The sequence below is a fragment of the Lactobacillus sp. M0390 genome (genome assembly GCF_016102085.1).
In the GTDB taxonomy this organism is placed as follows: Bacteria; Bacillota; Bacilli; order Lactobacillales; family Lactobacillaceae; genus Lactobacillus; species Lactobacillus apis.
Genome location: NZ_JACFPH010000001.1, coordinates 830,757 through 857,117, shown reverse-complemented (window position 1 = coordinate 857,117; position 26,361 = coordinate 830,757). Strand labels below are relative to the sequence as shown.

The 26,361-nt window shown below is 35.1% G+C and carries 24 protein-coding genes and 1 tRNA gene; 18 read left to right on the top strand and 7 right to left on the bottom strand.

Features of this window, described 5'->3' with window-relative positions:
- The first annotated feature begins 47 nt into the window (after positions 1-47).
- On the top strand, positions 48-1,691 hold the full coding sequence (locus tag H3R25_RS04075; protein WP_198194368.1) for a polysaccharide biosynthesis protein: 1,644 nt from the start codon (positions 48-50) through the stop codon (positions 1,689-1,691).
- Between the two features lie 174 nt (positions 1,692-1,865).
- Here the strand turns inward: H3R25_RS04075 and H3R25_RS04070 are convergent, their stop codons facing one another.
- The 3 genes from H3R25_RS04070 to H3R25_RS04060 all read right to left on the bottom strand — a co-directional run bounded on the left by H3R25_RS04070 (position 1,866) and on the right by H3R25_RS04060 (position 3,529).
- The gene (locus H3R25_RS04070) at positions 1,866-2,972 is read right to left on the bottom strand and encodes a pyridoxal phosphate-dependent aminotransferase (protein ID WP_198194367.1); all 1,107 of its coding nucleotides are present in this window, start codon (positions 2,970-2,972) and stop codon (positions 1,866-1,868) included.
- A 178-nt stretch (positions 2,973-3,150) separates the two neighbouring features.
- On the bottom strand, positions 3,151-3,372 hold the full coding sequence (locus H3R25_RS04065; RefSeq protein WP_122035573.1) for a PspC domain-containing protein: 222 nt from the start codon (positions 3,370-3,372) through the stop codon (positions 3,151-3,153).
- Between the two features lie 70 nt (positions 3,373-3,442).
- Positions 3,443-3,529 (bottom strand) — tRNA-Leu (locus H3R25_RS04060).
- A gap of 93 nt (positions 3,530-3,622) precedes the next feature.
- Between H3R25_RS04060 and H3R25_RS04055 the strand changes: the two genes are divergently transcribed.
- The 6 genes from H3R25_RS04055 (at position 3,623) to H3R25_RS04030 (ending at position 10,432) form a co-directional block, all read left to right on the top strand.
- Positions 3,623-4,903 carry a serine hydrolase gene (locus H3R25_RS04055; RefSeq protein WP_370567425.1) on the top strand — a complete coding sequence of 427 codons (1,281 nt, stop codon included), beginning with the start codon at positions 3,623-3,625 and terminating at the stop codon, positions 4,901-4,903.
- 1 nt (position 4,904) lies between these two features.
- Positions 4,905-5,750, top strand: coding sequence for an NAD(P)H-hydrate dehydratase (locus H3R25_RS04050; RefSeq protein WP_109715680.1), 846 nt, complete (start codon positions 4,905-4,907; stop codon positions 5,748-5,750).
- A 59-nt stretch (positions 5,751-5,809) separates the two neighbouring features.
- Positions 5,810-6,451 (top strand): L,D-transpeptidase, encoded by a 642-nt coding sequence (locus H3R25_RS04045; RefSeq protein WP_122035568.1) that lies wholly within the window; start codon positions 5,810-5,812, stop codon positions 6,449-6,451.
- A 261-nt stretch (positions 6,452-6,712) separates the two neighbouring features.
- Complete coding sequence (argS, locus tag H3R25_RS04040) at positions 6,713-8,398, top strand: arginine--tRNA ligase (protein WP_198194365.1); 1,686 nt, start codon at positions 6,713-6,715, stop codon at positions 8,396-8,398.
- A gap of 100 nt (positions 8,399-8,498) precedes the next feature.
- Complete coding sequence (gene fba / locus H3R25_RS04035) at positions 8,499-9,413, top strand: class II fructose-1,6-bisphosphate aldolase (RefSeq protein ID WP_198194364.1); 915 nt, start codon at positions 8,499-8,501, stop codon at positions 9,411-9,413.
- A gap of 155 nt (positions 9,414-9,568) precedes the next feature.
- The gene (locus H3R25_RS04030) at positions 9,569-10,432 is read left to right on the top strand and encodes an aldo/keto reductase (protein ID WP_232354536.1); all 864 of its coding nucleotides are present in this window, start codon (positions 9,569-9,571) and stop codon (positions 10,430-10,432) included.
- A 99-nt stretch (positions 10,433-10,531) separates the two neighbouring features.
- On the opposite strand, the gene H3R25_RS04025 is transcribed toward H3R25_RS04030, so the two are convergent.
- Positions 10,532-11,101 (bottom strand): histidine phosphatase family protein, encoded by a 570-nt coding sequence (locus tag H3R25_RS04025; RefSeq protein WP_198194363.1) that lies wholly within the window; start codon positions 11,099-11,101, stop codon positions 10,532-10,534.
- A 348-nt stretch (positions 11,102-11,449) separates the two neighbouring features.
- Here H3R25_RS04025 and H3R25_RS04020 point away from each other — a divergent pair, with 348 nt between their 5' ends.
- The 9 genes from H3R25_RS04020 (at position 11,450) to H3R25_RS03980 (ending at position 20,149) form a co-directional block, all read left to right on the top strand.
- A complete protein-coding gene (locus H3R25_RS04020) occupies positions 11,450-12,271 on the top strand; it encodes a PRD domain-containing protein (protein WP_198194362.1) in 822 nt (273 codons plus the stop codon).
- 13 nt (positions 12,272-12,284) lie between these two features.
- Positions 12,285-14,231 (top strand): PTS glucose transporter subunit IIA, encoded by a 1,947-nt coding sequence (locus H3R25_RS04015; protein WP_198194361.1) that lies wholly within the window; start codon positions 12,285-12,287, stop codon positions 14,229-14,231.
- A gap of 12 nt (positions 14,232-14,243) precedes the next feature.
- Entirely contained in the window at positions 14,244-15,023 is a 780-nt protein-coding gene (locus H3R25_RS04010) for a S9 family peptidase (protein WP_198194360.1), read from the top strand.
- 271 nt (positions 15,024-15,294) lie between these two features.
- Positions 15,295-16,785 carry a PRD domain-containing protein gene (locus tag H3R25_RS04005; RefSeq protein ID WP_198194359.1) on the top strand — a complete coding sequence of 497 codons (1,491 nt, stop codon included), beginning with the start codon at positions 15,295-15,297 and terminating at the stop codon, positions 16,783-16,785.
- Positions 16,766-17,203, top strand: a complete 438-nt coding sequence (locus H3R25_RS04000) for a PTS sugar transporter subunit IIA (protein ID WP_198194358.1) — start codon at positions 16,766-16,768, stop codon at positions 17,201-17,203. Before H3R25_RS04005 ends, H3R25_RS04000 begins: the two co-directional genes overlap by 20 nt.
- A gap of 14 nt (positions 17,204-17,217) precedes the next feature.
- Positions 17,218-17,685 carry a PTS sugar transporter subunit IIA gene (locus H3R25_RS03995; RefSeq protein ID WP_198194357.1) on the top strand — a complete coding sequence of 156 codons (468 nt, stop codon included), beginning with the start codon at positions 17,218-17,220 and terminating at the stop codon, positions 17,683-17,685.
- Between the two features lie 14 nt (positions 17,686-17,699).
- Complete coding sequence (locus H3R25_RS03990) at positions 17,700-18,029, top strand: PTS fructose transporter subunit IIB (protein ID WP_198194356.1); 330 nt, start codon at positions 17,700-17,702, stop codon at positions 18,027-18,029.
- Between the two features lie 5 nt (positions 18,030-18,034).
- Positions 18,035-19,153 (top strand): PTS fructose transporter subunit IIC, encoded by a 1,119-nt coding sequence (locus H3R25_RS03985; protein ID WP_198194355.1) that lies wholly within the window; start codon positions 18,035-18,037, stop codon positions 19,151-19,153.
- Positions 19,154-19,249: 96 nt separating this feature from the next.
- Positions 19,250-20,149 (top strand): ketose-bisphosphate aldolase, encoded by a 900-nt coding sequence (locus tag H3R25_RS03980; RefSeq protein WP_198194354.1) that lies wholly within the window; start codon positions 19,250-19,252, stop codon positions 20,147-20,149.
- 223 nt (positions 20,150-20,372) lie between these two features.
- Here H3R25_RS03980 and H3R25_RS03975 read toward each other — a convergent pair whose 3' ends face one another.
- Positions 20,373-21,743, bottom strand: coding sequence for a serine hydrolase (locus H3R25_RS03975; protein ID WP_198194353.1), 1,371 nt, complete (start codon positions 21,741-21,743; stop codon positions 20,373-20,375).
- Positions 21,744-21,932: 189 nt separating this feature from the next.
- Between H3R25_RS03975 and H3R25_RS03970 the strand changes: the two genes are divergently transcribed.
- Positions 21,933-23,711 (top strand): oligopeptide ABC transporter substrate-binding protein, encoded by a 1,779-nt coding sequence (locus H3R25_RS03970; protein ID WP_198194352.1) that lies wholly within the window; start codon positions 21,933-21,935, stop codon positions 23,709-23,711.
- A 35-nt stretch (positions 23,712-23,746) separates the two neighbouring features.
- Positions 23,747-24,661 (top strand): proline-specific peptidase family protein, encoded by a 915-nt coding sequence (locus H3R25_RS03965; RefSeq protein ID WP_074425011.1) that lies wholly within the window; start codon positions 23,747-23,749, stop codon positions 24,659-24,661.
- A 109-nt stretch (positions 24,662-24,770) separates the two neighbouring features.
- Here the strand turns inward: H3R25_RS03965 and H3R25_RS03960 are convergent, their stop codons facing one another.
- Positions 24,771-25,592 (bottom strand): PTS system mannose/fructose/sorbose family transporter subunit IID, encoded by an 822-nt coding sequence (locus H3R25_RS03960; protein WP_122035552.1) that lies wholly within the window; start codon positions 25,590-25,592, stop codon positions 24,771-24,773.
- Positions 25,567-26,361 carry a PTS sugar transporter subunit IIC gene (locus H3R25_RS03955; RefSeq protein WP_074425012.1) on the bottom strand — a complete coding sequence of 265 codons (795 nt, stop codon included), beginning with the start codon at positions 26,359-26,361 and terminating at the stop codon, positions 25,567-25,569. Before H3R25_RS03955 ends, H3R25_RS03960 begins: the two co-directional genes overlap by 26 nt.

Sequence of the window (26,361 nt, the reverse complement as noted above, 5' to 3'; positions counted from 1 at the left end):
TTTCAGTCAAAATAGGATAGTTAGTAAAATAAATTTAGGGAAAATTAATGAGAGAAAATAATTTGAAAGAACAAAATACGCAAGATACCTTTGTTAAAGGCAGTGCGTGGATGACTTTTGGTTCGATTACCTCACGTTTATTGGGCGCCCTCTACATTATTCCATGGTTTATTTGGATGTCACCGTATGGCAATATTGCCAACGCTTTAACGGCTCGAAGTTACAATATCTACAGTATCTTTATTTTGATTTCGACTGCCGGCATTCCAGGTGCAGTGGCCAAACAAGTGGCAAAATATAATGCATTGAATGAGTATGGGGTAGGACGAAAATTATTCCGTAGAGGATTAGTTTTGATGGTTGTTTTGGGCGTAATCTCAGCTGCAATCATGTACTTTGCTTCACCACTACTTGCCTCAAATGGATCTCGCAGTGATCCACGACAGGTTGCTGTAATGCGTAGCTTATCGTATGCCATTTTGATTATTCCTGTACTAAGTATTATGCGAGGATACTTTCAAGGCTATTCTGATATGATGCCTTCAGCTATGTCACAGTTTGTTGAACAATTGGCACGAGTAATCTGGATGTTACTCACCGCATACATCATCATGCAAGTACAACATGGTAATTTTGTTGATGCGGTTGTTCAGTCAAACTTGGCTGCCGCAATTGGAGCAGCTTTTGGGATTTTAGTACTAGCTTGGTTCTTGTTTTTTAGACGTAAGGAATTGAATTATTTAGTTGATAATTCAAATAATGAAATTCAGGTTTCCACTGCTTCACTTTTTCGCGAGATAATTGAACAAGCAATACCATTTATCATTATCGATGCTGGGATTCAGTTGTTCTACTTAGTCGATCAATACACTTTCCATCCGATGATAGCAAGTGTAGTTAATGCAAGCTATAACACAATTGAAACTTGGTATGCACTTTTTGCTCTTAATGCCAATAAATTGATTATGATTATTGTGTCATTGGCAAGTGCGATGGCTGTAACGGCGATTCCATTATTGTCTGCGGCACATGCAAAACGTGACTTTAAAGGGATTTCTGACCAAATCAGTAATACGTTAGACTTATTTTTGTTTGTGATGATTCCTGCCGCTTTTGGAATGGCGGCTATTGCAACACCAATTTATACAGTTTTTTATGGTTTTGATCAATTAGGATCGAATATCTTATATTTGTCGGCCTTTACTTCGATTACCTTGGGACTTTTTACGGTATTAATGGCCATTTTACAAGGACTGTCTGAAAATGGACTAGCAATTAAATATTTAGTTTTAGGCCTAGTCATTAAGATGATAGTTCAGTATCCGATGGTTTACTTGTTTAAAGTGTATGGGCCACTAATCGCTACTAATTTAGGGATGCTAGTAATTATCTTTATGTCATTTAAGCATCTCGAGGTGGAGTTTGACTTCAATAAGAGTAGGACAAGTCGCCGCTTTATTGGAATTACATTTTTCTCGATAATCATGTTCTTATTGGTATTAGCAGTTGAACATGGCTTAGAAATCTTCCTAAGTCCGGCTAAACGTGCTTCAGCATTAATAATTGTTTTTGTTGTGGTAATTGTTGGTGGCGTCTTCTATGCACTGGTTGCGATCAAATCGCATTTAGCGCAGAAAATACTTGGAGATAAAATTGTTCCAATTTTAGAAAAATTACACGTTAAGATATAAAAAACGATATTGCTATATTAGCAATATCGTTTTTTTGACTTAACAAAGCTAAAAATAATATATTAGCTTGCTGCCCCTGCCAAGGAACTTTATTTTAGCAATTGCTTGTTAAAGTTGCAACGCCGTCTCATCTAATTAGTAGTAAGTAGGTTAATTGTAAAACTTAGCAAGATTTTATTGCTTAAAGTTTAAAGTATAATCAACACAATCAATAATTTTCTGGACACCTTTATGCAAGTCATCGTTAGTTGCAGACAAAGAAATTCTAAAGTATCTATTTGAGTAATCAAATTCATCTCCAGGTGCTACTAAAACGTGGAAGTGCTCTTCCAAGAGTGTATAAAATAAAGCTGGCTTCTTGATTTCATCTGTTACTTTGACGAATAGATATAGGCCACCATTATAAGTGCAGGAATTAAAGTAGTTACTTGAACGGAATAATTGAGCAACTGCTTTACCTTTTTGTTCAATATCCTTTAAATGTTGTTGATACTGGGAAGTATTATCTAATACGATTTCACCAATATATTGGCTAATGGTTGGCGGACTGAAGGTAATTCCTTCATTATAAAAGGCATTATAATCGATGATTTTCTTAGGCGCGATTACGTAACCTAATCTGATACCAGGCATCGCAAAATTTTTCGAAAAACTGCTTACTAGAACCTGATGAGAAATATCTGTAGATGCTGGTTTGTAGGGATGTGTGCTTGGATAATCACTGTAAACATGGTCATCGATGATAAAAATATTCTTTTCTAGAGCAAGTTCATTTAAAAAATTACGTTCTTGATCTGACAGTCCGACACCAGTTGGATTATTTGGATAATTAATAATAATTGCTTTAGTTTTTTCACTTACACAGTCCTGAATTTGCTCAATTGGCAATGCAAAATCTGGAGCAATTGATTTGACTACAACTGGTGTTCCGTTAGCTCCCTTAATTAAGTTTACATAGGAAGGGAAATACGGTGCAATAATAATTACTTCATCGTCTTTCGATGTGATAATTGACTTTAAGGCTAAAAATGCGCCGTGCAAACAAGATACAGTAATTTGAATATTTTCCATACTAATATTTTTAATACCGTAAGTATCTTGATAGTGAGAAATAATTTTTTCTCTAAGAAGGGGTAGACCAAGACCGGGTGTATAACCGTTACCGTCTATTTGAACTTTTTTCGTAAGTTCTTCGATAACTGTCGGTTCTACACCAGAGCGAAAATCACCTATGGTGAAATCAATGTAGTCTGGAGGCAAAATGTTAACGTCTAAACTCATGTTTTTAACCTTTCATTGCATTAAGAATTTATTAAATAATATTCCATAATTGCAAAAGCGTCAAACTGGTTAAGTAATTAGACTCGTATAGTGCGTTTGGTAAATAATAAAAAAGCTTCAAGTAAGAGATAAGTTCAGTCTACTTGAAGCACTTTTAAATTGAATTGTAATTGAAATATTATAGTTTATGGAAATCTCCTTCTGGAGCTTCAGAATGCTTTGGTTTGTCAGGCATCACGATTGCAGCAGCAATATATGCAATCAAACCAAAGCCAGTACAACAAATTAGAATTGTCCCACCGATTCTAGTCCAAGCTTTGTCCCAACCAAAATATTCAGCAATTCCACCAAAAACTCCTGCTAAAATTTTATCTCTTGATTTAGTTAAATGTTTCTGCATGACAAACCCTCCTCACTTAACTAAATTTTAATACAAAAAAAGCTAATCAACAATGATTAGCTTCTCAAATTGGTGCCCCGAAAAAGATTCGAACTTTCACTTAGTTACCTAAACAGCGACCTGAACGCTGCGCGTCTGCCAATTCCGCCATCGGGGCCTTATTTAATCCAGTAATAATGATACCAAAAATTTGATAGAATGTAATCATAAAACTAAAAATATCCAAAAAAGATATTGGAAGGTGATTTACATTTTGAAACGAAAAATTTCCCAGCTTTTAGTGGTCCTTGTTACCATAGTCACATTATTATTACCGGCACAGCAAATTTCGGCTCAGGCAATACCGGACAATTACAGACAAGAACAATTGGACTTAGATGTAAAATCTGCTCTTGCCATTGATAGTAGCACAGGTCAGCTTTTATACGGTAAAAATATTAACGAGCCACTCCCAATTGCCTCAATGACGAAGCTTATAACAGCCTATCTAACTTTGAAGGCAATTGATGATAAAAAAATCACTTGGAATACTGAAGTTCAACCAACTGAACAAATTGTCAAGGTGGCGAATAATAGACTTTTTTCCAATGTGCCATTAAAAATGAATCATTCTTATACAATTAAGCAGTTGTATCAAGCCACTTTAATTGAGTCAGCAAATGGTGCAGCGATGTTATTAGCTCAAGCTATTAGTGGTTCACAAAAAGCCTTTGTAAAGCAAATGCGTTTGCAAGTAGAGCAATGGGGCATAAAAGATGCCAAGCTATATACTGCTTGTGGCTTGCCTAATAAGAGTGTGGGAAGTGACGCTTATCCTGGAGCTGAAAAAAATGCAGAAAATTTAATGTCGGCTAAAGATATGGCAGTAGTTGGTCAGCATTTACTAAATGAGTATCCAGAAATAATTAAGACGACTAGAATTGCTCATTTGGATTTCGTAGATCAAGCCACCAAAACACCAATGACAAATTTTAATTGGATGCTTAAGGGATTATCGCAACATAGTTCCAACTTCAACATTGATGGTCTGAAGACGGGTACAACTGATGCAGCGGGTGCTTGTTTTATCGGCACTGCGAAGAATCAGGGAGCAAGGGTTATCACTGTTGTTATGGGGGCTAAACACCTAAATAGTGCTGATCCAGCTCGATTTGAAGAAACCAAGAAATTATTATCGTTTGTTTATCAAAAGTATCAACCAATTAAATTGAATAAGGACCAAGCAATTATTGGTTCAACTAATGTTAATGTGCATAATGGAAAAAGTAAGCAAATTAATATTAGTTTAAAGAAGCAAGCAATTATTTGGCGACCTGTTGATGAAACATTTTCGGTTGGTCTAACTAAAAAAATAGTAGAAGCTCCAATCACTAAGGGTCAAACAGTCAGTTCATATTATTTCAAGTCAGGTAATTCAAAACTGTTTTCGCTAAAGCAGCCAAACGGCATCATGCTTCCAGCTCAAGCGCAAACGTCAACTGATAGAGTAAATATCTTTATTCGCTTCTGGCACTGGCTATTTGGAGGATAAAATGACAAAAGTAACAGAAAAGATTTTAACAAAAGTAATTTCAAAGAGAAAAAGTGCTAGTCATAAAGGCGATTATGGCAGGGTTTTGCTAATTGGTGGTAGCGAAAACTATGGTGGAGCGATTATCATGGCTACTGAAGGAGCACTAAAAAGTGGTGCAGGCCTGGTAGCTGTGGCTTGTCACTCGATTAATTTAAATGCACTTCATGCTCGTGATCCAGAAGCAATGTACATCGATTGGCGTAGCAGCGACTTGGCAGAACTAGTTCCAAAAGTAGATGTTATTATTTGTGGACCAGGGATGGGCACTAATGAGTTTGGTAAAAAAATACTGATGATGTTATGCCAAAAAATTACAAGTAAGCAAACATTGATTTTAGATGCCAGTGCGCTTGATTTAATTGCAACTAATCATGAATTAATTCCGCAAGCTGCTGGCTTAGTGATCCTCACCCCACATCAAATGGAGTGGCAACGCGTCAGCCAGCTCAGAATACCTTACCAAACTGATAGTGCCAATCTTTCTACTCTTGTTAATCTTTTTCCTAATAAAAATGGCATTTTGGTTTTGAAATCAAATCACACTCACATTTATGATTCAAACGGAAATATTTATGAAAATACTACTGGTAATCCAGGAATGGCAGTAGGAGGCATGGGAGATACCTTAGCTGGAATAATAGGTGGATTTGTAGCTCAGTTTGGTAGCAACATTGATTCAGTTTTAGCAGCAGTTTACTTGCATTCACTGGCTGGAGATATCATTGCAAAAAGAGATTATGTTGTTCAACCAACTAAAATCAGTGCGCTTTTGCCTAAATTAATGAAAGAATTTGAAAATCAATAAGTTTATTTTGCAAAAGATTGTAAAATAGACCTGAGAGCTTCATAAGGAGGTCGGCTGACATGAAAGACAACTTATTAAAACCGCTCGCGACTTTTTTTATACTTTTGATTTGTGCGATTAGTTTGGCGCGCGTTTCAATGCCTCCAACACAAGAAAAGGCAAATTTGCCTCAAAAACAAAGTACGGCAACTAAGACCGCAGCTTCTTATCGTCCTTATAAAGACCCTAAAACTTTAAATGTGCCGATCAATTGGCGTAAACCAAGTCAAAGCATACCGTATCCCAAAGTTAAGCGTCTTGAAAATGATTTAACGATTCGTGTCTCCTTAAAAGGGAATCGCGTTTATATTTTACGTGACAATCATGTTGTATACACAATGGTTTCAAGTGCAGGAAAGTATCACAATGGTAAGTCATATACGCCGACTGGTACATTTAAGATTCAGAATAATCGTGGGTCATCGTTTTACAATCCTAAATTAAATGAAGGTGCGAATTATTGGACAAGCTTTGACACTGACAATGTCTATTTATTTCATTCTGTTCCCGTCAAAACTAATGGCAAGTACAATAAAAAAGAAGCCAAAAAGTTGGGTGTTAAGCCCTCATCACACGGTTGTATTAGATTAAGTGTGCCTGATGCATATTGGATAATGAAGCATGTACCGGCAAACACTGAAGTTATAATCAAAAACAATTAAAACGGTTGGCTTTAACAGTTTTTCCTGTTATAATCTGTTTTTGTAAGGTGTTAGGAGTAGTAAGCATCTTTTCCATTTTTAGCGAGTTCACGTTGGTGTAAGGTGAACTGGAGAAATAGCTGAAGGCGTGCCTAATAATATAAAAAGATAACAAATTAAATAAGCGGATACTTAGTGTCAATTAGAGTGGTACCGCGGGTAAAAACTCGTCTCTTCCTTTTAAGTAAGGAGGAGACTTTTTGTTTGATTTTGGAGGTAACGATGGACTTTAAAAATAAAGTAGTTGATTTGGTTTCAAGCCAAGTTGATCTACCAAAAGATAAGATTAGTCAGTTAATCGAACGGCCTAAAAATGAAAAGATGGGTGATTATGCTTTTCCGGCTTTCGTCTTAGCAAAAACAATGCATAAAAATCCAGCAGAAATTGCAAAAGAAATCGCAGCTAATTTAACTAGTGCTGACTTTGCAAATATTCAGGCAGTTGGCCCTTATGTCAATTTTGCAATTGACCATGAAAAGCTAATCAGTCAAACTCTTGACGAGGTACTAAGTGAAAAAGAACACTATGGTGACCAGAAGTTAGGTGAAGGTAATGTTCCTATCGACATGTCGAGCCCTAATATTGCAAAACCAATGTCAATGGGCCATCTGCGTTCAACTGTGATTGGTAATTCAATTGCAGAAACAATGAAAAAGGTTGGTTACACACCAATCAAAATCAATTATCTTGGTGATTATGGTACCCAATTTGGTAAATTGATTTATGCCTACAAGCGCTGGGGCAATGAAGAAGACGTCAAAAAAGACCCTATCATGAACTTGTTTAAGTACTATGTTAAATTCCATGAAGAAGCTGAAAAAGATCCTAAATTGGATGATGAAGGACGTGCTTGGTTTAAGAAGCTGGAAGACGGTGATCCTGAAGCAGTCGAATTATGGCAATGGTTCCGTGAGGTTTCTTTAGCTGACTTTAAGCGGATCTATAAAGAATTAGGCGTAGACTTTGATTCTTATAAAGGTGAAGCCTTTTTCAATGACAAAATGCAGCCTGTTATTGATGAATTGAAGGAAAAGGGCTTGTTGCACGAATCTCGCGGAGCCCAAGTTGTTGATATGGGTGAAGATGAAAACCCAGCTTTAATTGTTAAATCTGATGGTAGTAGTATTTACTTGACAAGAGATTTGGCAGCTGCAATTTATCGGATGAACACTTACCATTTTGTAAAAATGCTATATGTTGTTGGGAATGAGCAAGCACAACATTTCGTAGAATTAAAAACTGTTCTTAAGAAAATGGGTTATGACTGGGCAGATCGAATTCATCATGTTCCATTTGGCTTAATCACCCAAAACGGCAAAAAGCTTTCTACTAGAAAGGGTAATGTTGTTTTCCTTGATCAAGTTTTAGGGGATGCAGTTGACCTTGCGCAGAAGCAAATTGATCAAAAGAATCCTAACTTGGCTAATAAGGAACAAGTTGCGCATGATGTAGGTGTTGGTGCAGTTATTTTCCACGATTTGAAAAATGATCGAATTGAAAACTTTGATTTTGACTTGGATGAAGTTGTTCGTTTTGAAGGTGACACTGGTCCATACGTTCAATACACCAATGCGCGTGCTCAAAGTGTTTTACGCAAAGCTGCGAAGATGGGTCAAGAACCTAACCTTTCAAATAATAGTCTTAATGATGATTGGTCATTTAGCGTTGCTAAGGCTCTAGCCGATTTTCCTAGAATCATTGCACGTAGTAGTGACAAGTTTGAACCTTCGGTAATTGCTAAATATGCTTTAGATGTTGCGAAAAAGTTTAATAAATACTACGCTAATGTTAAAATTTTGACTGAAGATGAGCAGATTAATAGTCGCTTGGCCTTAGTTGAAGCCACTTCAATTGTTTTAACTGAAGCATTAAGATTATTAGGTGTAAATGCACCAAAAGAAATGTAAATTTTTTTGCAAAAATAGCGTTTACATTGATTAAAAGATTGCTCATCACTTCATTATTACGGTACAATGTGACTGTAAGATTAATAGGAGGTAATTATTAATGGCATATTTAGATAATGGTAACCAAATCTTTAAAGATGCGCGTGAAAACCATTATGCAGTAGGTGCTTATAACACTAACAATTTGGAATGGACTCGTGCAATTTTGCAAGCTGCTGAGGAAACTAGAACCCCAGTTTTAATCCAAGTTTCAATGGGTGCTGCTAAGTACATGGGTGGTTACAAGGTTGCTAAGGATATTGTTGAAGACTCAATGGATTCAATGAATATCTCAGTTCCAGTTGTTTTGAACTTGGACCACGGTGATTTTGAAGCTGCTAAGGAATGTATTGCACTTGGCTACTCATCAGTTATGTTTGATGGTCATGCTTTGTCAACTGAAGACAACTTAGCTAAGACTAAGGAAATCGTTAAGTTAGCTCACGAACGCGGCATTTCAGTTGAAGCTGAAATCGGTAAGATTGGTGAAAATCAAGGTTCCGAAGGTGGAGAACTTGCTTCTGTTGAAGACGCAAAGGCATTTGCTGCTGCCGGTGTTGACAAGCTTGCTTGTGGTATTGGTAACATTCACGGTGTATACCCAGCTGACTGGAAGGGCCTTAACTTTGACCGTCTAAAGGAAATTGCTGATGCTGTTTCAGTTCCACTTGTATTACACGGTGGTTCAGGAATTCCTGAAGAACAAGTTAAGAAGGCTATTTCACTTGGTATTTCAAAGGTTAACATTAACACTGAATTCCAATTAGCATTCCAAGAAGCTACTCGTAAGTACTTCGAAGCTCACAAGGATGAAGACAAGGACAACAAGGGTTACGATCCTCGTAAGCTTCTTCTTCCTGGTACTGAAGCAATCACTGACTCAATGAAGGAAATGATTACTTGGTTAGGTACTCCATCAATCGACGACAAGATTAAGTCAGTTGCATTTGATAAGAGCTCATTAAACTTAGAATAATTAAGTTAGCTTAATATCTAAAAAAAGTCAGTTTAAAACTGGCTTTTTTTGTACTTCAAAAAGCTAGTTCTCTAATTTTTAAATGAGTGGAAAAATTCTTGACTTAAAGTGGGCTTTAAGAACTATACTCAAGAAAAACATATGGGAGGACAATTATGATTTTTGATGAGACATTTACACTTACTAATGGAGTAGAAATCCCTAAATTAGCTTTGGGAACTTGGGAAATTCCAGACAATGAAGTAGCTTTACCTGTAGCAGCCGCTTTAAAGATGGGATACCGTCATATCGATACCGCACAAGCTTATCATAATGAAAAAGGGGTTGGTCAAGGAATAAGAGACTCTGGCATTCAACGTGACCAAATTTTTGTTAATTCAAAAGTTGAGGCTGAAATCAAAAACTATCAAGAGGCGAAAAAGTCAATTGATGAAACTCTCACACGGATGGAACTTGATTACTTAGATATGATGATCATTCATAATCCGCAACCTTGGCGAGAAGTAAATCAATCTTCTGATCGTCATTTTGAAGGCAACTTAGAAACCTGGCGTGCTTTAGAGGATGCAATGAAAGAGGGTAAATTAAGAGCTATTGGTGTTTCAAGCTTTGAACCAGAGGATTTGCAAAATTTGATTGATAACAGTGATACTAAACCAATGGTAAATCAAATTTTGTGTCATATTGGAGCAACTCCTAAGAAGCTAATCGATTTTTGTCAAAAAAATGATATTGTAGTTGAATCATTTTCTCCGGTTGCACATGGAGAAGCTCTGAATAACTCAACAATTAAAGAAATTGCAGATAAATATGATGTTTCTGTTGCTCAGTTGTGTATTCGTTATGATTGGCAATTAAACACTGTAGTTCTGCCTAAAGCAAAAAATCCAGATCATATGAAGCAGGATGCAGAGCTGAATTTTGAAATAAGTGCTAAAGATATGTCTACTTTAGAGAATATCACTAGCTTTGATTACGGTTCTGCTGGGCATTTTCCAGTATTTGGTGGAAAAATGTAAAGTAAGAACGTAAATTTGCTAAGATGTAAAAAACTTCCTACATTTAATCATCTTAAATGTAGGAAGTTTTTTGTGTTAGGTTATAAAAAGTGCATGTAATTAGCAGCTTGGGTTAAAAAGCTCTTGTAAATAAAAAATATCGTTTTCAAATGTATATTTCAGCACTGAACAGTTTTTGATTCGATCTTTACGCGTAAAGGTGTTGTACTTTTCCCATTGTCGATAGAAGTTTGCAATAGCAGCTCCATGCGAAACGATTAAGATTTGTTCATTGCTAGACTCTGCAGCTATTTTAGTAATGGCTTCATTGATTCTTCTAGTCAGCTGTACTTGGGATTCACCACCAAATTGAACAAAGAAGTCATTATAAGGAAGAGGAGGATTTAAATGTTCACCCTCGCCCTCGTAAGTACCAAAGTTCCATTCACGTAAATCTTTATGAGTTGAAAAAGGCAATTCAGTGATTAACTTTAGAGTATCAACTGCTCGTTCTGAAGTAGAACAATGCGCTTCTTCTAAAGTAATCTGCTTGTGTTCAAAATATTCTTTTTTGGTAGTCAAAGCTTGCTTAATACCTAATTCGGTCAATGGTGAATCACAAAAGCCCTGAATTTTATGTTGAACATTAAACAAAGTTTGTCCATGACGTATTAGATAAATATATTTCATAATTTTACCTTCCTTGACATATGTATAAATCTAAATTGTAAACAAAAAAAGCATAAAAATCTAAATGAAATAAATTAACTTAAATTTCAATCTAAACGTTATACTAAAAAGTTGCTGAACAGATTGAGTTGAAAGTTATAAAAAGCAAAAAATATTTTTGTAGCCGCTTGCAATACAGCCAGAATTAAAATATACTGATTGTGGTGAAATTGTTAGCTTAGGCGCAAAATTCATAAAAATTAGTATGGGTGCGATTTCGTTTAGAAAGCAAGACCAAATATTAGACCATTTTAATGTGGTTAATATTTGGTCTTTTTTATTTTGACTAAATCAGAAAAGAGGTAAAAATTGAAGATTCTTCACAAACTAAATAACAGTGCAGCTATTTGTACTAATAGTTCTTTAGACTCAATTATTGTTATTGGCAAAGGAATTACTTTTGGTAAAAAAGAGGGAGATGAAATAGATAAATCGAGAATTGACAAAATTTACACTGATGCAGATCAAAAAATTACTAAACTAATTGAGCAAATACCTGATGAATACTTTGAAATGGCAACAATCATAATTCGTTATGCAGAAAGGAAATTAGAACAGCCACTTTCGGATGATGCATACTTTGTTATTTCAGATCATATTGAAGGAATAATGTATCGTTATAAACATAGTATTAGTATGCCTTTCGGGTTTATGCAGGAAGCAGAACTTTTTTATAGAAAAGAATTTCAGGTTGCAGAATGGATACTGGAATATTTAGATGCAGCTTTAAATATTGAACTGCCTGATGATGAAATTGGTTTTTTAACGATAGATGTCGTCAATTTGATTGGTAATAACAACGGGATGAATGAACTCAAATTGATAATGGAAGTTGTGGATGAAGTTGAAGAAGAAGTAAATGCAGTTTTTCCCAATCTTGATAAAAAAAGTTTTTCGTATAAAAGATTTAGAACGCATTTACAATACTATGCCTATCGCTTTGTATCTAATCAAGAGTATGACGAACAAAATATCAAATTTGATTTTGATCAAGAGTTTATTACTAAAACAAGTCAGCTAATAAAAAATATCAATAAAAAGTTAAAAGAAAAGTACGGACACTTAATGGGCAAATTAGAACAGAAATATTTGTTATTACATCTTCAACGTTTAATTTATTCAGATAATTGAAAAGAGGTAAAAAATGGTTTTAGATTACAATAAAATGTCTAATGAGATTTTGCAGTATGTTGGTGGTAAAGAAAATTTAGTTTCAGTCAATCACTGTGCTACAAGATTAAGATTAGGCATAAAAAGCACTGAAAATGTTGATAAAAATAAAATAAGTCAAATAGAAGGTGTTCTTGGAGTTGAAATAATTTCAAACCAAGTACAGGTCATTGTTGGTCAAATTATAGAAGATCTTTATAATGCTTTTGGACAAATTGCTGGATTTTCAGGTGCAATAAATGTAGAAAATAAACAAAAAGTAAAAAAGCACAAAAGTATTGGTACACTCTTTGTAGAGTTTTTGGAATTAGTTGCTAAAATTATGGCACCTGTTATTCCAGCTTTAATTTGCGCAGGCTTTTTCTCTCTAATTATTATTGTAGCTCAAATGTTTTTCCATCTAAAAACTACTGATTCTACCTATATTATTTTAAATAGCTTGGGCCAAACAGCTCTATACTTTTTGCCAGTCATGGTGGCCTATTCATCAGCTAAGCAATTCGATACAGATCCAATTTTGTCAATCATGCTAGCTTGCTTTTTGCTTTATCCGGATTGGAGTAATTTAGTTGCAAAAGGTTCTGCAACAGGTTTTACGTCTTATTTTGGATTACCAGTCCATTTGCAAACTTACAATGGACAAGTAGTTCAAATTATCTTATCTATTTGGATTATGAGCTTGTTAGATCGATGGCTTAAAAAAGTAATTCCAAATTCAATTCGTTATTTTTTAAAGCCTGTGTCTTTATTACTTTTAATGTCAATCATTACATTAACGTTGACTGGACCTTTAGGAGGCCTATTTACGAATGGTATTAGTTCATTCATAGCATTCTTAAGAAAGACCGTTCCATGGCTAACAGTTCCAGCTATATATACTTTTGCAATGACAGTTGGAGTCTTAATGCCAGGATTCCATTTGGCATTAATTCCGATAGCAACTCAAAACCTAAGCACTTTAGGCTATGATGATATTATCAATATTTGGTTTATGGCTGGCACATTAGTCCCTGGATTCGTTGCATTATGGGTTGCATTGAAATCCAAAAATACCAAAGGTAGAAATATTTCCTGGACAGCTGCCATCTCAGCTCTATTTGGAGGAGTTTCAGAGCCGACGGTTTACGGTATTCTTTACAAAATGCCAGTTTTGTATGCTGTAGATTTTATCACTGGACTAATTCTGAGTATATACAACGGAATAGTAGGAACGAAAGCATATGCTTATGGTGCATATTATTTAACTAATCTACTTTTGTTTTACAATGCGAAAGACCCTAATAATTTAATTAAAGCAATAGGCGGTATCATACTAGTTGCGATTATATCCTTTATTGGAGTTTGGTTTACAAAATGGTCATGGAATGATGATGCAAATATAGATCAAGTGTCATTAAAGTCTATTTTTAATAGGAAAAAGTCAAATGATGATTCTACTGTGCTAAATGTTAGTCACAAATTTCAAGAAGCTAAACAGTTGTCGAATTTAAAAAGTGATATTATCACAGCACCTGTAGTTGGTAAAATTATTCCTCAAAGTGAAATAAGTGATCATGCGTTTTCCAGTGGTAGTCTGGGAAGTTGCTTTGGAGTTGAGCCGGAAAGTGATGATATTTATTCTCCTGTTAATGGCAAGGTTAATTCAATTGCTCCCACAAAACATGCGATTACAATTAAAGGCGATAACGGTGATGAAATAATGTTGCATTTGACTTTGGATTCTATGAAGCTTCAGCCCAAAGATATCTCTGTGCTAATTAAAAAAGGAGATCAAGTTGCACAAGGACAAAAAATAGCTGTTTTACATCGAAAACAATTAAAAACGCGTAAGGTGGATGATACTGTAATTGTAGTGTTATTAAACTCAAACAAATACAAAAATACTAAGTTGAAAAAAAATAAACTTATAGCTGAAATATAGGGAGAGAATCATATGAAAGAAAAACTTTGTTTTGTAAAATGTATTGATCATGAAGTTCCATTGCAAATAGATTTACCTGATGAAGGCCAAGAATTTCCTGCTATGCTTTTAATTCACGGGTTTATGTCGGCAAAAAATTTGGATGGACATATGTTACAAAAAATAAGCTCAGAATTGACCAAGAAGGGTATCGCTACTGCAAGAATGGATCTCTGTAGTATGGGTGAAAATATTTGTTCACGTGAGAAGTATGGTATGAGGATTATGATTGAAGAGGTTAAGGCATGTTTTAAATATTTGCAGTCTCTATCATACATTTCTGAAAAGCACATCGGTTTGCTTGGTCACAGCCTTGGTGGTCGTTTAGCATTTACGTGCTCGACTTTACCTGCTAAATTGATTGTAACTTTAAATGGTGCAATAAACACCGATGAGATGATGGTCCCTTCATATAATAAATTAGAGATGCAGCAGTTGGGTTATAGTATTTTACATACTAGTGATGGGAGAGTTGAATTAATATATAAAAAATTTGAAAGAGACATGAAAGACACTCTTAATATGAGCATTAGTAAATTTAAAAATCCAATATTGATTTGTATTGCAGCCAATGATCCTACTCTTGATCCTAATGTTGGATTTAAATTTGTTAAAAATTGCCATATGGAAAATGTTAATTCTATAGTTATTGATGGAGCCAATCATACTTTTAATGCCAAAACAGGTGACTATACAAAACTAAACGAACTGAACAACAAAATGATTCCTTGGATTTGTCAAAATATAAAATAAAATTGACTATTACTGATATTAAGCTATTTATTTAATGACAGACTTTAAAGAATGAAATCGCCCTCTAAACTTATTTTTAAGTTCAGAGGGCTTTTTAAATCTAAAAATACTTAATTAAGTCAGATAGAGTGTGAAGAATAAAGCAATTTTTAACATGGCTAAATATATGTAATTAAGATAAATGTCCATTAATTTCTTTTTCAACGGACACTTTTTGATTAATTAAGCGTTTACATGAATGGCAAAATAAAAATATCAGGAGGGATGATAAGTGCATAAAGAAATTAGTCAAGAAATCATTGATTATCTCAAACTTCACAATAAGTTCATTACTTCTGAAGAACTATCTAATGGCTTAAATGTTTCTAAGAAGACAATTGCCCGCCATATAAATAGTATCAATAAAAAATATTCAAAGCCGATAATTATTTCCCAAAGGGGGCGGGGTTATGAACTAAATTATACAAATTTTTTGAATGTAGCAAATGATAACGTTCATAATGATTCATCTACGCAACTTAGACAAGAAAACATGCTAGCAAAATTGCTTTTTGCTTCTCCTAGTGAAGTTAAAATTTATGATTTAGTAAATAGTTTGTATATTAGCGAGTCAGTGCTGAGGAATGATGAAAGACAGATAAGTAAAAAAATAAGTAAATGGAACTTAAAGCTAAAAAGCAAACAGAGGTCCGTACAAATTGTTGGTACAGAAAAAGATATCAGAAGTGCATTAATGGAAGTAGTGCTTCATATTGATAAATCTACAGATATTGAAACACTAAGAAAAAACACTTCGCAATTAGACCAAAAAGACTTTAATTTTGCTTTGAGTCAGGTTGAAATGGCACTGCGAGTACTAAATAGTTCCTTGCCTTATCCATATAACATAAATTTTTTTGCTCATATTTATGTTTTGTTAATAAGAGCTAAAAAATACAAATCTATGGATAAATCAATTTCCTTAGATGCCAGCTTACAAGCGGAAATTAAAATGAATCCTGAAATTTTTAGTATCTGTAAAAGTATTGTAACTAATATTAAGAAATACTTGGGCTTTAAGGGAAAAGAACTAGATCCAGAAGTCTATTACCTATTTAAATATTTGTTAACTTCACGTTTTAATTCGTTTGATGGGATTGTTCTTGATGATCGTGATTTAGCCGACGATGTTACAGACTTCTTTATTTGCAACGTATCCAATTATTTACACTGTGATTTTTCACAATCTATTAAAAGTGAAATTAAGAATCATGTTTTAGCAATGATAAGCAGATTAAAAATGAAGATAGCCTTACCTAACGCGTTATTAAAAGATATTAAGCTGGAATATCCACAAGTTTTTAGTGCTACTAAAAATGCAGCTAGAATGGCCAGTCAAAAATTTGATTTACCAGTGATTTCAGATGATGAAACAGGCTTTATATGTTTATATTTTGCAAAATATTATGAGGAAAATAACAAATCGAATAAAAAGATAAAGGCCTACGTAATATGTACAACTGGGATTGGGACTTCTGGAATTATCTCTACTAAGATAAAAAACACAATTCCTGAAATTGAAATTGTAGGAATTGCTTCTAATTACGATATTGAAACTATTATCAGAAATAAACCTGAAGTTGAGTTGTTAATTAGCACTGTTCCTATTAATTATCACGGGGACATTCCTGTAGAACTAGTTAGCGCCTTTTTTACAAAAAAAGATGAGTTAAAAGTTAAAAATGTAGTGAGGGAAATCATTAATGAACGAGATTTTGCTTGAAAGCTTTGATATGAATGTAACAAACCAAAATGAAGCTTTTCAAATTATAGCTACTATGGTTAGTCGCAAAATGAATGTTAGCAAAGTAGCAGTTTTTAAAAGTTTGTTGACTAGAGAAAAAGCTGCTAATACAGCTTTGGTGAAAGGAGTTGCTATCCCCCATATAATCTTAAATTACAATTTTTCTCCTTGGCTACTGATTTCCAAATCGAATACATTGATATCTGATTGGGACTGTCTCGATAACTCTAAGGTTAATAAGCTCATCTGTTTAGTAGTTCCCCAAGTAGTAAAAAAGTCGAGCATCAGTTTCAAGGGAGTAATTGATATTATGACCAAGCTTGCTGATGATGCTGTAATCAAAGAAATAAATAAAGCTAAAAATGCAGCAGAAATTGTTCAAATTTTAAAAAGATAGGAGGTCAAAATAATTTGACCGATAAAGAAATTAATATTGCGAAAGTCATTAATCAAAACCTGATTGACCTTCATTTAAATGGAAAAAACAAAAAAGATGTAATTAACGAGCTTAGTATTCTTTTAAAAAATGATGATGATATTACGAATACTCAAGACTTTATTGAAGATGTTTTTATACGTGAAAAAGAAGGAGAGACTGGAATTGGTCAAGGTGTAGCCATTCCCCATGGTAAGTCCAGTGCAGTTAAAAATACAAAGATTGCGATTGGGTTAAGTGATCATCCTATACCATGGGAGACCTTGGATAATAAGCCAGTTACTGCAGTAATTTTATTTGCTGTTAGAGATCAAGATGCTAGTTCATTACATCTGAAATTATTGCAGCAAGTAGCAGTTTTACTATCAGATGACGATTTTATTAGTAAATTGCATGCAGCAAAAAATAAAAGAAATGTAATTGATCTTTTATGTCAAAAGTAAGGAGATGATAAAACATGAAAATAGTTTGTGTTTGTGCTTGCACTTCTGGTATTGCTCATACCTATCTTGCAAAGGCTAAGTTGGAAAAAGCTGCCAAAGAGCTAGGAGATGAAATTCACATTGAAACTCAAGGAACAATTGGCACAGAAAATGCATTAACGCCAGAGCAAATTGCTGAGGCCGATGTAGCATTGTTAGCAGTTGATATTGCTACTACAGGTAATGAACGTTTTCAAAATATTCCTACTGTAAAAGTAGGTACTTCTCTAGTAGTAAAGGCTCCCAAACAATTGTTAGAAAAAATTGAACAAGAAGTAAAAGAAAAAAAGAGTCAAAAGGAGTGATTTAAATGAATACATTTGTCACCGGTGCTAAAAAAGCTGGTTCAGCTGTTAAAAAGCATCTGTTAACTTCAATCTCATACATGCTGCCTTTAGTTGTTGCTTCAGGGTTATTAATAGCTATAGGTAATCTAATGGGTGGTAAGCAGGTTACAAGCCTTGCTCAAATGAATTTTCCCAATAGCATGACTACTTTAGGCGTACTAGGAATGGGACTTTTGCCATCGTTTATTGCTGGCTATATTGGTTATTCTATTGCTGATAGGCCTGGTATTGCTCCAGGATTTTTGTCAGGGCAAATAGCATCTTTCCTAGGTGCTGGCTTTCTAGGCGGAATTATTGGTGGATTTATTGCTGGTTATATTGCATTAGGCATTAGAAAAATAAAAGTTCCTAAATGGGCTAATGGATTGATGCCTATGTTAATAGTACCAACAGTTACTGCAATTTTTACAGCCCTTATCATGTTCTTCTTGTTGGGCAGACCATTGACTGCAGCTACAACTGCACTTAATCACTTTATTACTGGATTAGATCGATCACAGAGAGCGTTGTATGGCTTCTTAATTGGCTGGATGGGCTGTGCTGACTTTGGTGGAGCTATTAGTAAAATTCCAAACTTAATTTGCGATGGATTACTGCTTGACGGGATTAAAGGACCAGAAGGAATTAAGGTTCTAGCAGCCATGGTTCCACCATTTGGAATAACATTATCTTACTTTTTTGCCAAATTATTTCATAAAAATATTTATACCAAGAGAGAAATTGAAAATATTGAAGTAGCTTTCCCAATGGGATGTTGCATGATAACTGAAGGTGTCATTCCAATTGCGATGAACGACTTGCTACGGACTTTACCTTGTACTTGGATTGGTTGTGGTATTACAGGAATGATCAGTTATGGCTGGGGAAACGAAAGTTCAGTTCCCTCTGGAGGAATCTTTGTTATTCCAGCAATGTCTAAGCCGATGATTGCCGTAATTGCTTTAGTAGCTGGCTCATTAGTAACAGGAATATTATTGGCAATTATTAAAAAGCCACTGACTAATGAAGAGGTAAATGAAATACCGGATGAGAATCAAGACAATGAAAAAGATGTTGATCTCTCTGGTGTGAATTTACAATAAGAACACTTAGAGGAAGTGATGCAGAATTCAATCTAAAAGTTAATCTAAAAAGTTAGTATTATTTAATTTAATGTATTCAATAAATAAGGAGAAAAAATGACTTTAGTAAATATGAATCAGTTACTTGAAGTAGCAAGAAAGAATAACTTCGCAGTAGGCGCATATAATGTTTCAAACTTGGAATTAATGAGAACTTCAATTGAACAATGTGAGGCTGATTATGCACCAGCAATTATTATGATTCATCCAACGGAATTAAGATATTGTAAAGATGATTTTATCAGTTATGTTTTAACTCGTATTCGTGACAGTAAGATTCCTGTAGCACTTCACCTTGATCACGGCGATTCCGTGGATAGTGCAGCTAGAGCAATTCATGATGGATTTAGTTCGGTAATGATTGATCTGTCAGCTGAAGACTGGGATACAAATGTTGCTTTAACTAGAGAAACAGTAACTATGGCCCACAGAGTTGGTGTTTCGGTCGAAGGTGAAGTTGGTACTATCGGCCAGACAGGTGTGCATGTTGAAGGCCATAAAAAAGAAGGTATTTATACTACACCAGAAGAAGCACAAAAATTTGTCGAAGAAACAGGTGTTGATACACTGGCAGTCGGAATAGGTACTAGTCATGGTATTTATCCTGCCGATGTTATTCCTAAAATTAGAATTGATATTTTACAAGAGATAGTTCAAGCAGTTCCCGATACTCCTTTAGTTATGCATGGTGGTTCATCTAATCCAGATGAGCAGATTGCTGAAGCAGTAAAGAATGGTATTAGTAAAGTTAATATTTCATCAGATTATAAACATGCCTTCTTCGAAAAGACTCGTGAAATTCTAGCCGAAAATGACGGTTGGGATCCAAATAATTTGTTGCCAGAAGCAATTGAAGCTGGGAAAAAGGTCATACATCATAAAAATGAATTGTTTAATGCAATTGGTAAAGCCAAATTATATGAAGGTATTGATCCTTGGCGAGCAGATAAATTATAATTAATAACTGAATTATTACCTAAAAGTCTACAACTTTGAAACAGTCACAATAGTTGTGGACTTTTTATGTACAGTTCATTTTTGATAATCTTACCAAAATAGTGAATTAGCTAATAAAAACGTACTATAGATTAGTTAACAATCAAATAAGACCAGCTTTGTAATTAAAGCTGGTCTTATAATAGTATTTTATGCTTAACTCTGATCATTAAAGTTAAGCTTTTTATTTTACTTTTGTAAATTCAGTTGATTCTTTAAGTGCAGGATCAGATTGAAGTGCAATTTTATCTTTACCTAATGTAATTGGAATTAGGCCATGTTGATATAATCTTTCTTCGATGAACATTTTACCGTCTGCATTTTCAATTACTGGGTAATTCCATTTGCCAATAGTAGCTTTTAGTTCACCGTTTTCATCGCAGAGGGTAACCAAACCGTAACCTGGATTTTGGTAATCACCGAGTAATTCAGCTGTTGCTTTTACTACTTTTGGAGATGGTCCTTTAAGCTTAGCAATGTTATCTTCACGAGCACGATTTTTATCTTCCATGATTTTACTTACTTTGTCTGCCCAATCTGTATCATGAATTCCTAAAGTTTCATCAATTGTTTGATAGCCAAGAGCAAAAATTGAATCTGTTGAATCCATATTGGTAGTAAAGACAAAGGCAAGGTCAAGGTCAGGAACAAAACCAAGGAATGAGCAATAACCAATGTATGAGCCACTGTGATAGAAGTATTTGTGACCCCGATAGTCTTCCATCATCATACCCAAACCATAAGCACCAAAGTTTGCCCCACCGTAAGGACGATTAGGTAACATAATTGATTGTGGTAAATAACGTTGTGCTGTCACTTCATCTTTGGTTGATTTTTGGGTTTTCAGTTGAAATTCTGCCCAAGTTAGCAAGTCAGAAATTGTAGCTAGCATACTGCTGGCACCACCAACTTTACCAGGTGCAATAAATGGTACTTCTTCTGTTACAGCATTGTCTCTAATATATGGCTTAGGAATGCGGTCACGAGGAGCCTCATTATGGTTGATGTATGTGTCATTCATGTGTAGTGGCTTTAAAAGGTGTTCACGCTCATATGAACCGTAATCTTGACCGATTGCTTGTTCCATTACGTAGGTAGCCACAGCATAAACCAAGTTGCTGTATTGCATTTTTACACGCAATTCGTGATTGGGCTGTAAATAACCGACATGCTCTGCTTTTTCTTTTAATGAAAGATCATGTTTATTCATATTGGTAAAACGCATTAAATCATGTGCTGGTAAGCCACTTTGATGACTTAATGCATCCCTGAATGTTAAGTGATCTTCAACATATTTATCGACCATTTTAAAGTCAGGCCAATATTTCTTTAATGGATCATCTAAGCTAATTTTGCCTTCATCAGCCAGTTGACAAATTGCTGTAGCTAAGAATGACTTAGAAATAGAAGCCAATGGATACAGACTATCTTCGTTTGCATCACCGTAGACGTGGCTGTAGCTTTCATTTTTGTGATATACACCAAAGCCTAGACTAGGTAAATTAAATTTATCCATTACTTTTTCAGCGAAATCAGTTATTTTTTGCTTTTCCATTACTACTCCTTTAAAAATTACCGGTACATTGGTATAAAAGTATCGGTAAAAAACAGACTTTTATCACCATTTTACTCCTTTCTTTACTAAAATTAAATGTTATTTTTATAATTATGATGTAATAATTTTATTTGTATGATATATTTATTAATATTAATAAATATAATTTATAAAGAAATGAGAAATAAGATGAAAAAAGCTAAACTATTTTCTTCAATTGGTATTTTGAGTTTGTCGGCATTTGCTTTAACTGCATGTGGTAAAGGCAATGACAACAACAGTGCTAATAATGATGACACCAAATCGGTAGCTAAGTTTCCAATGGAAACACCTAAAAAGGCAGTTAAAAAGGGTGGCACAGTCAAAATTGCCGTTGAAACAGATACCCCATTTTCAGGTATCTTTTCTCAAGAATTATCTTCTGAAGATGTAGATTCTACAGTTGCTTCACCTGGTCAGGAAACCCTGTTTGATAGTGACGATAATTATCGCGTTACAGACAAGGGTGCTGCTACACGTAAATTAGATCCAAAAAACAACACAATCACCATTAATATTAAAAAAGGCGTTAAATGGTCAGATGGTAAGCAAGTTGTTGCCAAGGACTATGAATATGCATATGAAATCCTAGCTAACAAGGATACAGCTTGCCAAAGATATAGTAGCCAATTTGAACTCTTAAAGGGCCTCAAAGAATACCATGAAGGTAAGGCTAAGACTATTTCTGGAATTGAAATGCCAGACGGTGAAAATGGCCGTAAGTTGATTCTTCACTTCACTGAATTGAGCCCAAGTATGTACAATGCAGGAAGTCGCTCACTTTGGGAAGGGGTTGAACCATACCACTACCTTAAAGACGTTCCATTTGATAAATTAAAGTCATCTGACAAGATCAGAAAGAACCCATTATTCTTTGGTCCTTATAAGATGGAGAAACTTGTTCGTGGTCAATCAGCTACTTGGGTACCTAACGAATACTACTGGCGTGGTAAGCCTAACTTAGATAAGATTGTTGTTTCAGTTATTTCACCAAACTCTGCTTCACAAGCAATCAAGAGTCATAAGTTTGATGTAATCCCTGTAATCAACACGCAATGGCCACAAGTTAAGGAAACTAAGGATGTTAACTTCATTGCTCAAATTCCAATTGCATATCATTACTTAGGTTTTAAGGTTGGTAAATGGGATAGTAAGCTCAGCAAGAACGTTGAAAATCCAAAAGCTAAAATGAACAACAAGTATTTACGTCAGGCAATTGGATATGCAATGAACGTTGATGCAGTTAATAAACGCTACACTTATTCATTAACTTTCAGAGTGAAAACTCTGGTTCCGCAACAATTTGGTGACTTTTACGACAAGAGCGAAAAAGGTTTTGACTATAATTTAAAGAAAGCTAATGAAATTTTGGACAAGGCTGGTTATAAGAAGAAGGGTAAATGGCGCGTACAACCTAACGGCAAGCCTTTAACTATTAACGTTGCTGCTATGAGTGGGGATGCAACTAAGGAACCAATCATCCAGAACTACATCCAACAATGGCATAAAGTAGGCTTGAATGTTCAGTTAGCTACTGGCCGTTTGATCGAACACAACTCGTTCTACGATAAGTTGCAACACGATGACAAGGGGATTGACATGTACATTGGTGGTTGGTCAACCCCTACGGAACCATCGCCAAACCCATATTACAGTGAAACTGCACCGTTTAATATGACTCGATTTGTAACTGAGAAGAACAACAAGCTCTTGGAAGAAATGAACTCGCAAAAGGCTTTGAACCATAAATATCGTGTTCAAAAATTCCATGAATGGCAAAAATACATGAATGACGAAGCTTATGTAATTCCAATCGATAATTCATATCAAATTTCAGCAATTAACGATAAGATTACTGGTTATTCATTGAAGCCATCTGATGGTAATAATGGTCACCCATTATGGTACAAAGTTGGTTACGCAAAATAAGATAGAAATAGGCTAGAAAGGGACTAGACTAACTAATGAGAACAGGTTCAAAAATTATCACTTTAGATAACGGCTATCACTTATGGACAAGTACCCAAGGTGAAGGCGATATCCATTTATTGGCATTACATGGGGGTCCAGGCGGCAATCATGAATATTGGGAAGACGCCGCAGATCAATTGGCTAAACAAGGACTTAACGTCCAAGTAACAATGTATGATCAATTAGGTTCACTTTATTCAGATCAACCCGACTATGATGATCCTGAGATTGCAGCTAAATACCTAACTTATGAATACTTCCTTGACGAAGTGGACGAGGTTCGGGACAAGCTCGGCCTTGATAATTGCTACTTGATTGGACAAAGCTGGGGCGGCTTGCTTGCGCAAGAATATGCGGTTAAATATGGTCAACACTTAAAAGGAACAATTATTTCTTCTATGGTTGATGATACTGATGACTATATTGAATCAATCAATCGTCGTAGACAAGAAATTTTCCCACAATCAGAAATTGACTTTATGCGTGAATGTGAAGAAAATAATGACTATGACAATAAACGCTACCAAGAGGACGTTCAGATATTGAACATTAACTTTCTTGATCGTCGTCAGCCATGTAAGTTATATCATATTAAGCGTATTGGCGGTTTGCCTGTATACCATGCTTTTCAAGGTGATAATGAATTTGTGGTAACTGGTAAATTGAAAGATTGGCACTTTAGAAAATATTTAAAAGAAATCAAAATGCCAACATTATTAACCTTTGGTGAAGAGGATACAATGCCTTTAGAAACAGCAAGAATTATGCAAAAAGAAATTCCTAATTCTCGCTTAGTTACTACACCGAATGCAGGACATCACCATATGGTTGATAATCCAGATGTATACTACAAGCATGTAGCTGATTTTATCCGTGAAGTTGAAGCTGGCACTTTTAAGGGAGAATAGCCACTTATATAAGTGCTTGAGCTAAATAAAACAAAAGAAACCGAGAGTCGATCGACTCTCGGTTTCTTTTACTTTTTGCTTAACTAGTATCTATTCTTTTGACTCGTTTTTATTTACCAATTATGCCGAATCCACCTAAAATAATTCCGGCAATCAAAACGGTAATGATCAGTTTAGTTGAAGTCATTTTCTTCTTGCCGAGAAGCCAATAGCAGACTGCAACTAATAGCACTGGAACAAGTGAAGGCATGATTTGGTCTAATATTGATTGTGCTTTTAGAACAACTTTACCTGTTTTAAAGACTAATGGTACATTTGCATTAACAACTGTTGGAATCAATGCTCCTACAACTGTTACCCCGAGTAAAATCGCTGCATCAGTTAGTCTGTTTAATTTATTTCCTGCTGCATAAATTAATTTTTCACCTTGTGAGTATCCCATCGGAAGTAGGGCAAAGCGTAAGAACAGAACAACAAAGTTTGCTATTAGCCAAATGATTGCACCAATTGGGTTTCCTTTTAGTCCCATATATGAGGCAATTGACCCAAAAATTGTTGGTAGAATGACACCAAAAATTGTATCACCGACACCAGCAAATGAGCCCATCAGACCAGCTTTCAAACCGGCGATTGCTTCTTCAGCTTTCCGGCCTTCTTTTTCTTCAATGGCCATGTCCATCCCGACAATAAAGCCACCGACGTAAGCGTTTGTGTTGAAGAACTGATTATGAAGTTTCATCATTGAAACACGGTCTTCTTTGTCAGGATAGAGTTTTTGAATTGTTGGTAACATCGTGTAAAGATATCCAGTCGACATCATTCGCTCATAGTTCCAACAAATTTGGCTACTCCACAACCAACGCCAGTTTGCGCGGAATAGATCTTTCTTAGTTATTTTTTGGGAATTAGTCTTCGTATTCGCCGAGTTCATTTTCATGTCCTCCTTCAGTTTGAGTAGTTGTTGCTTCCTTAGTTTCACTTTGTTTGTAATAGATAATTGCCATTGCAGCACCAATAATTGCTACACCAAGCATTGGTACTTTGATGTATGCTGCTAAAAAGAAACCAATTAATAGGTAAGCGATAAAACGTTTAGTAGGTAAAAATCTAAGTAAAATTGCAATTCCGACTACTGGTAAAATTCCACCGGCTGCGGATAAACCATTAGTTAGCCATTGAGGCATAGAGTTAACTACAACCTGAATTGTGTTTTTACCAACTAATAACATCAAAAGTACCGGTAGTGCACGTGATAATCCCCAAGGAAACATCCCGTAAATAATGTTATGGGCAACGCCTTTTTCATTATCTTCTTCAATCATCTTATCTACTCGATGTAAAAAGAAGGTATTAGTGAAACGAGCCAGAACATCTAGTTGAACCATTAAAAGGCCGACAGGAACTGCTAGACCAATTGCAAAGCTAACTCCTTTGTTACTCATAACTGCATAGGCAGTGCCGACGATAGCCCCAGTCATGAAGTCTGGCATGCTAGCACCGCCATAAGTACCAACACCTAACACCATTAATTGAAGCGTCGCGCCCACAACTAAACCTGTTTTTATATCACCCATAATAAGTCCAGCTACAAGACCAATTAAAAGCGGATAATTACACAATATTGCAACTGTCAGTTGGTCAATAATCATCCAAAAAGCAAGTGCTGTTAATAGTAAAATTTGCCACCATGTGATTGCCAT

Coding starts and splice junctions, on each gene's coding strand:
- H3R25_RS04075 (WP_198194368.1), top strand. CDS start 48: ATGAGAGAAAATAATTTGAAAGAACAAAATACGCAAGATACCTTTGTT.
- H3R25_RS04070 (WP_198194367.1), bottom strand. CDS start 2,972: ATGAGTTTAGACGTTAACATTTTGCCTCCAGACTACATTGATTTCACC.
- H3R25_RS04065 (WP_122035573.1), bottom strand. CDS start 3,372: ATGCAGAAACATTTAACTAAATCAAGAGATAAAATTTTAGCAGGAGTT.
- H3R25_RS04050 (WP_109715680.1), top strand. CDS start 4,905: ATGACAAAAGTAACAGAAAAGATTTTAACAAAAGTAATTTCAAAGAGA.
- H3R25_RS04045 (WP_122035568.1), top strand. CDS start 5,810: ATGAAAGACAACTTATTAAAACCGCTCGCGACTTTTTTTATACTTTTG.
- argS (WP_198194365.1), top strand. CDS start 6,713: ATGGACTTTAAAAATAAAGTAGTTGATTTGGTTTCAAGCCAAGTTGAT.
- fba (WP_198194364.1), top strand. CDS start 8,499: ATGGCATATTTAGATAATGGTAACCAAATCTTTAAAGATGCGCGTGAA.
- H3R25_RS04030 (WP_232354536.1), top strand. CDS start 9,569: ATGATTTTTGATGAGACATTTACACTTACTAATGGAGTAGAAATCCCT.
- H3R25_RS04025 (WP_198194363.1), bottom strand. CDS start 11,101: ATGAAATATATTTATCTAATACGTCATGGACAAACTTTGTTTAATGTT.
- H3R25_RS04015 (WP_198194361.1), top strand. CDS start 12,285: ATGGTTTTAGATTACAATAAAATGTCTAATGAGATTTTGCAGTATGTT.
- H3R25_RS04010 (WP_198194360.1), top strand. CDS start 14,244: ATGAAAGAAAAACTTTGTTTTGTAAAATGTATTGATCATGAAGTTCCA.
- H3R25_RS04000 (WP_198194358.1), top strand. CDS start 16,766: ATGAACGAGATTTTGCTTGAAAGCTTTGATATGAATGTAACAAACCAA.
- H3R25_RS03990 (WP_198194356.1), top strand. CDS start 17,700: ATGAAAATAGTTTGTGTTTGTGCTTGCACTTCTGGTATTGCTCATACC.
- H3R25_RS03985 (WP_198194355.1), top strand. CDS start 18,035: ATGAATACATTTGTCACCGGTGCTAAAAAAGCTGGTTCAGCTGTTAAA.
- H3R25_RS03980 (WP_198194354.1), top strand. CDS start 19,250: ATGACTTTAGTAAATATGAATCAGTTACTTGAAGTAGCAAGAAAGAAT.
- H3R25_RS03975 (WP_198194353.1), bottom strand. CDS start 21,743: ATGGAAAAGCAAAAAATAACTGATTTCGCTGAAAAAGTAATGGATAAA.
- H3R25_RS03970 (WP_198194352.1), top strand. CDS start 21,933: ATGAAAAAAGCTAAACTATTTTCTTCAATTGGTATTTTGAGTTTGTCG.
- H3R25_RS03965 (WP_074425011.1), top strand. CDS start 23,747: ATGAGAACAGGTTCAAAAATTATCACTTTAGATAACGGCTATCACTTA.
- H3R25_RS03960 (WP_122035552.1), bottom strand. CDS start 25,592: ATGAACTCGGCGAATACGAAGACTAATTCCCAAAAAATAACTAAGAAA.
- H3R25_RS03955 (WP_074425012.1), bottom strand. CDS start 26,361: ATGGCAATCACATGGTGGCAAATTTTACTATTAACAGCACTTGCTTTT.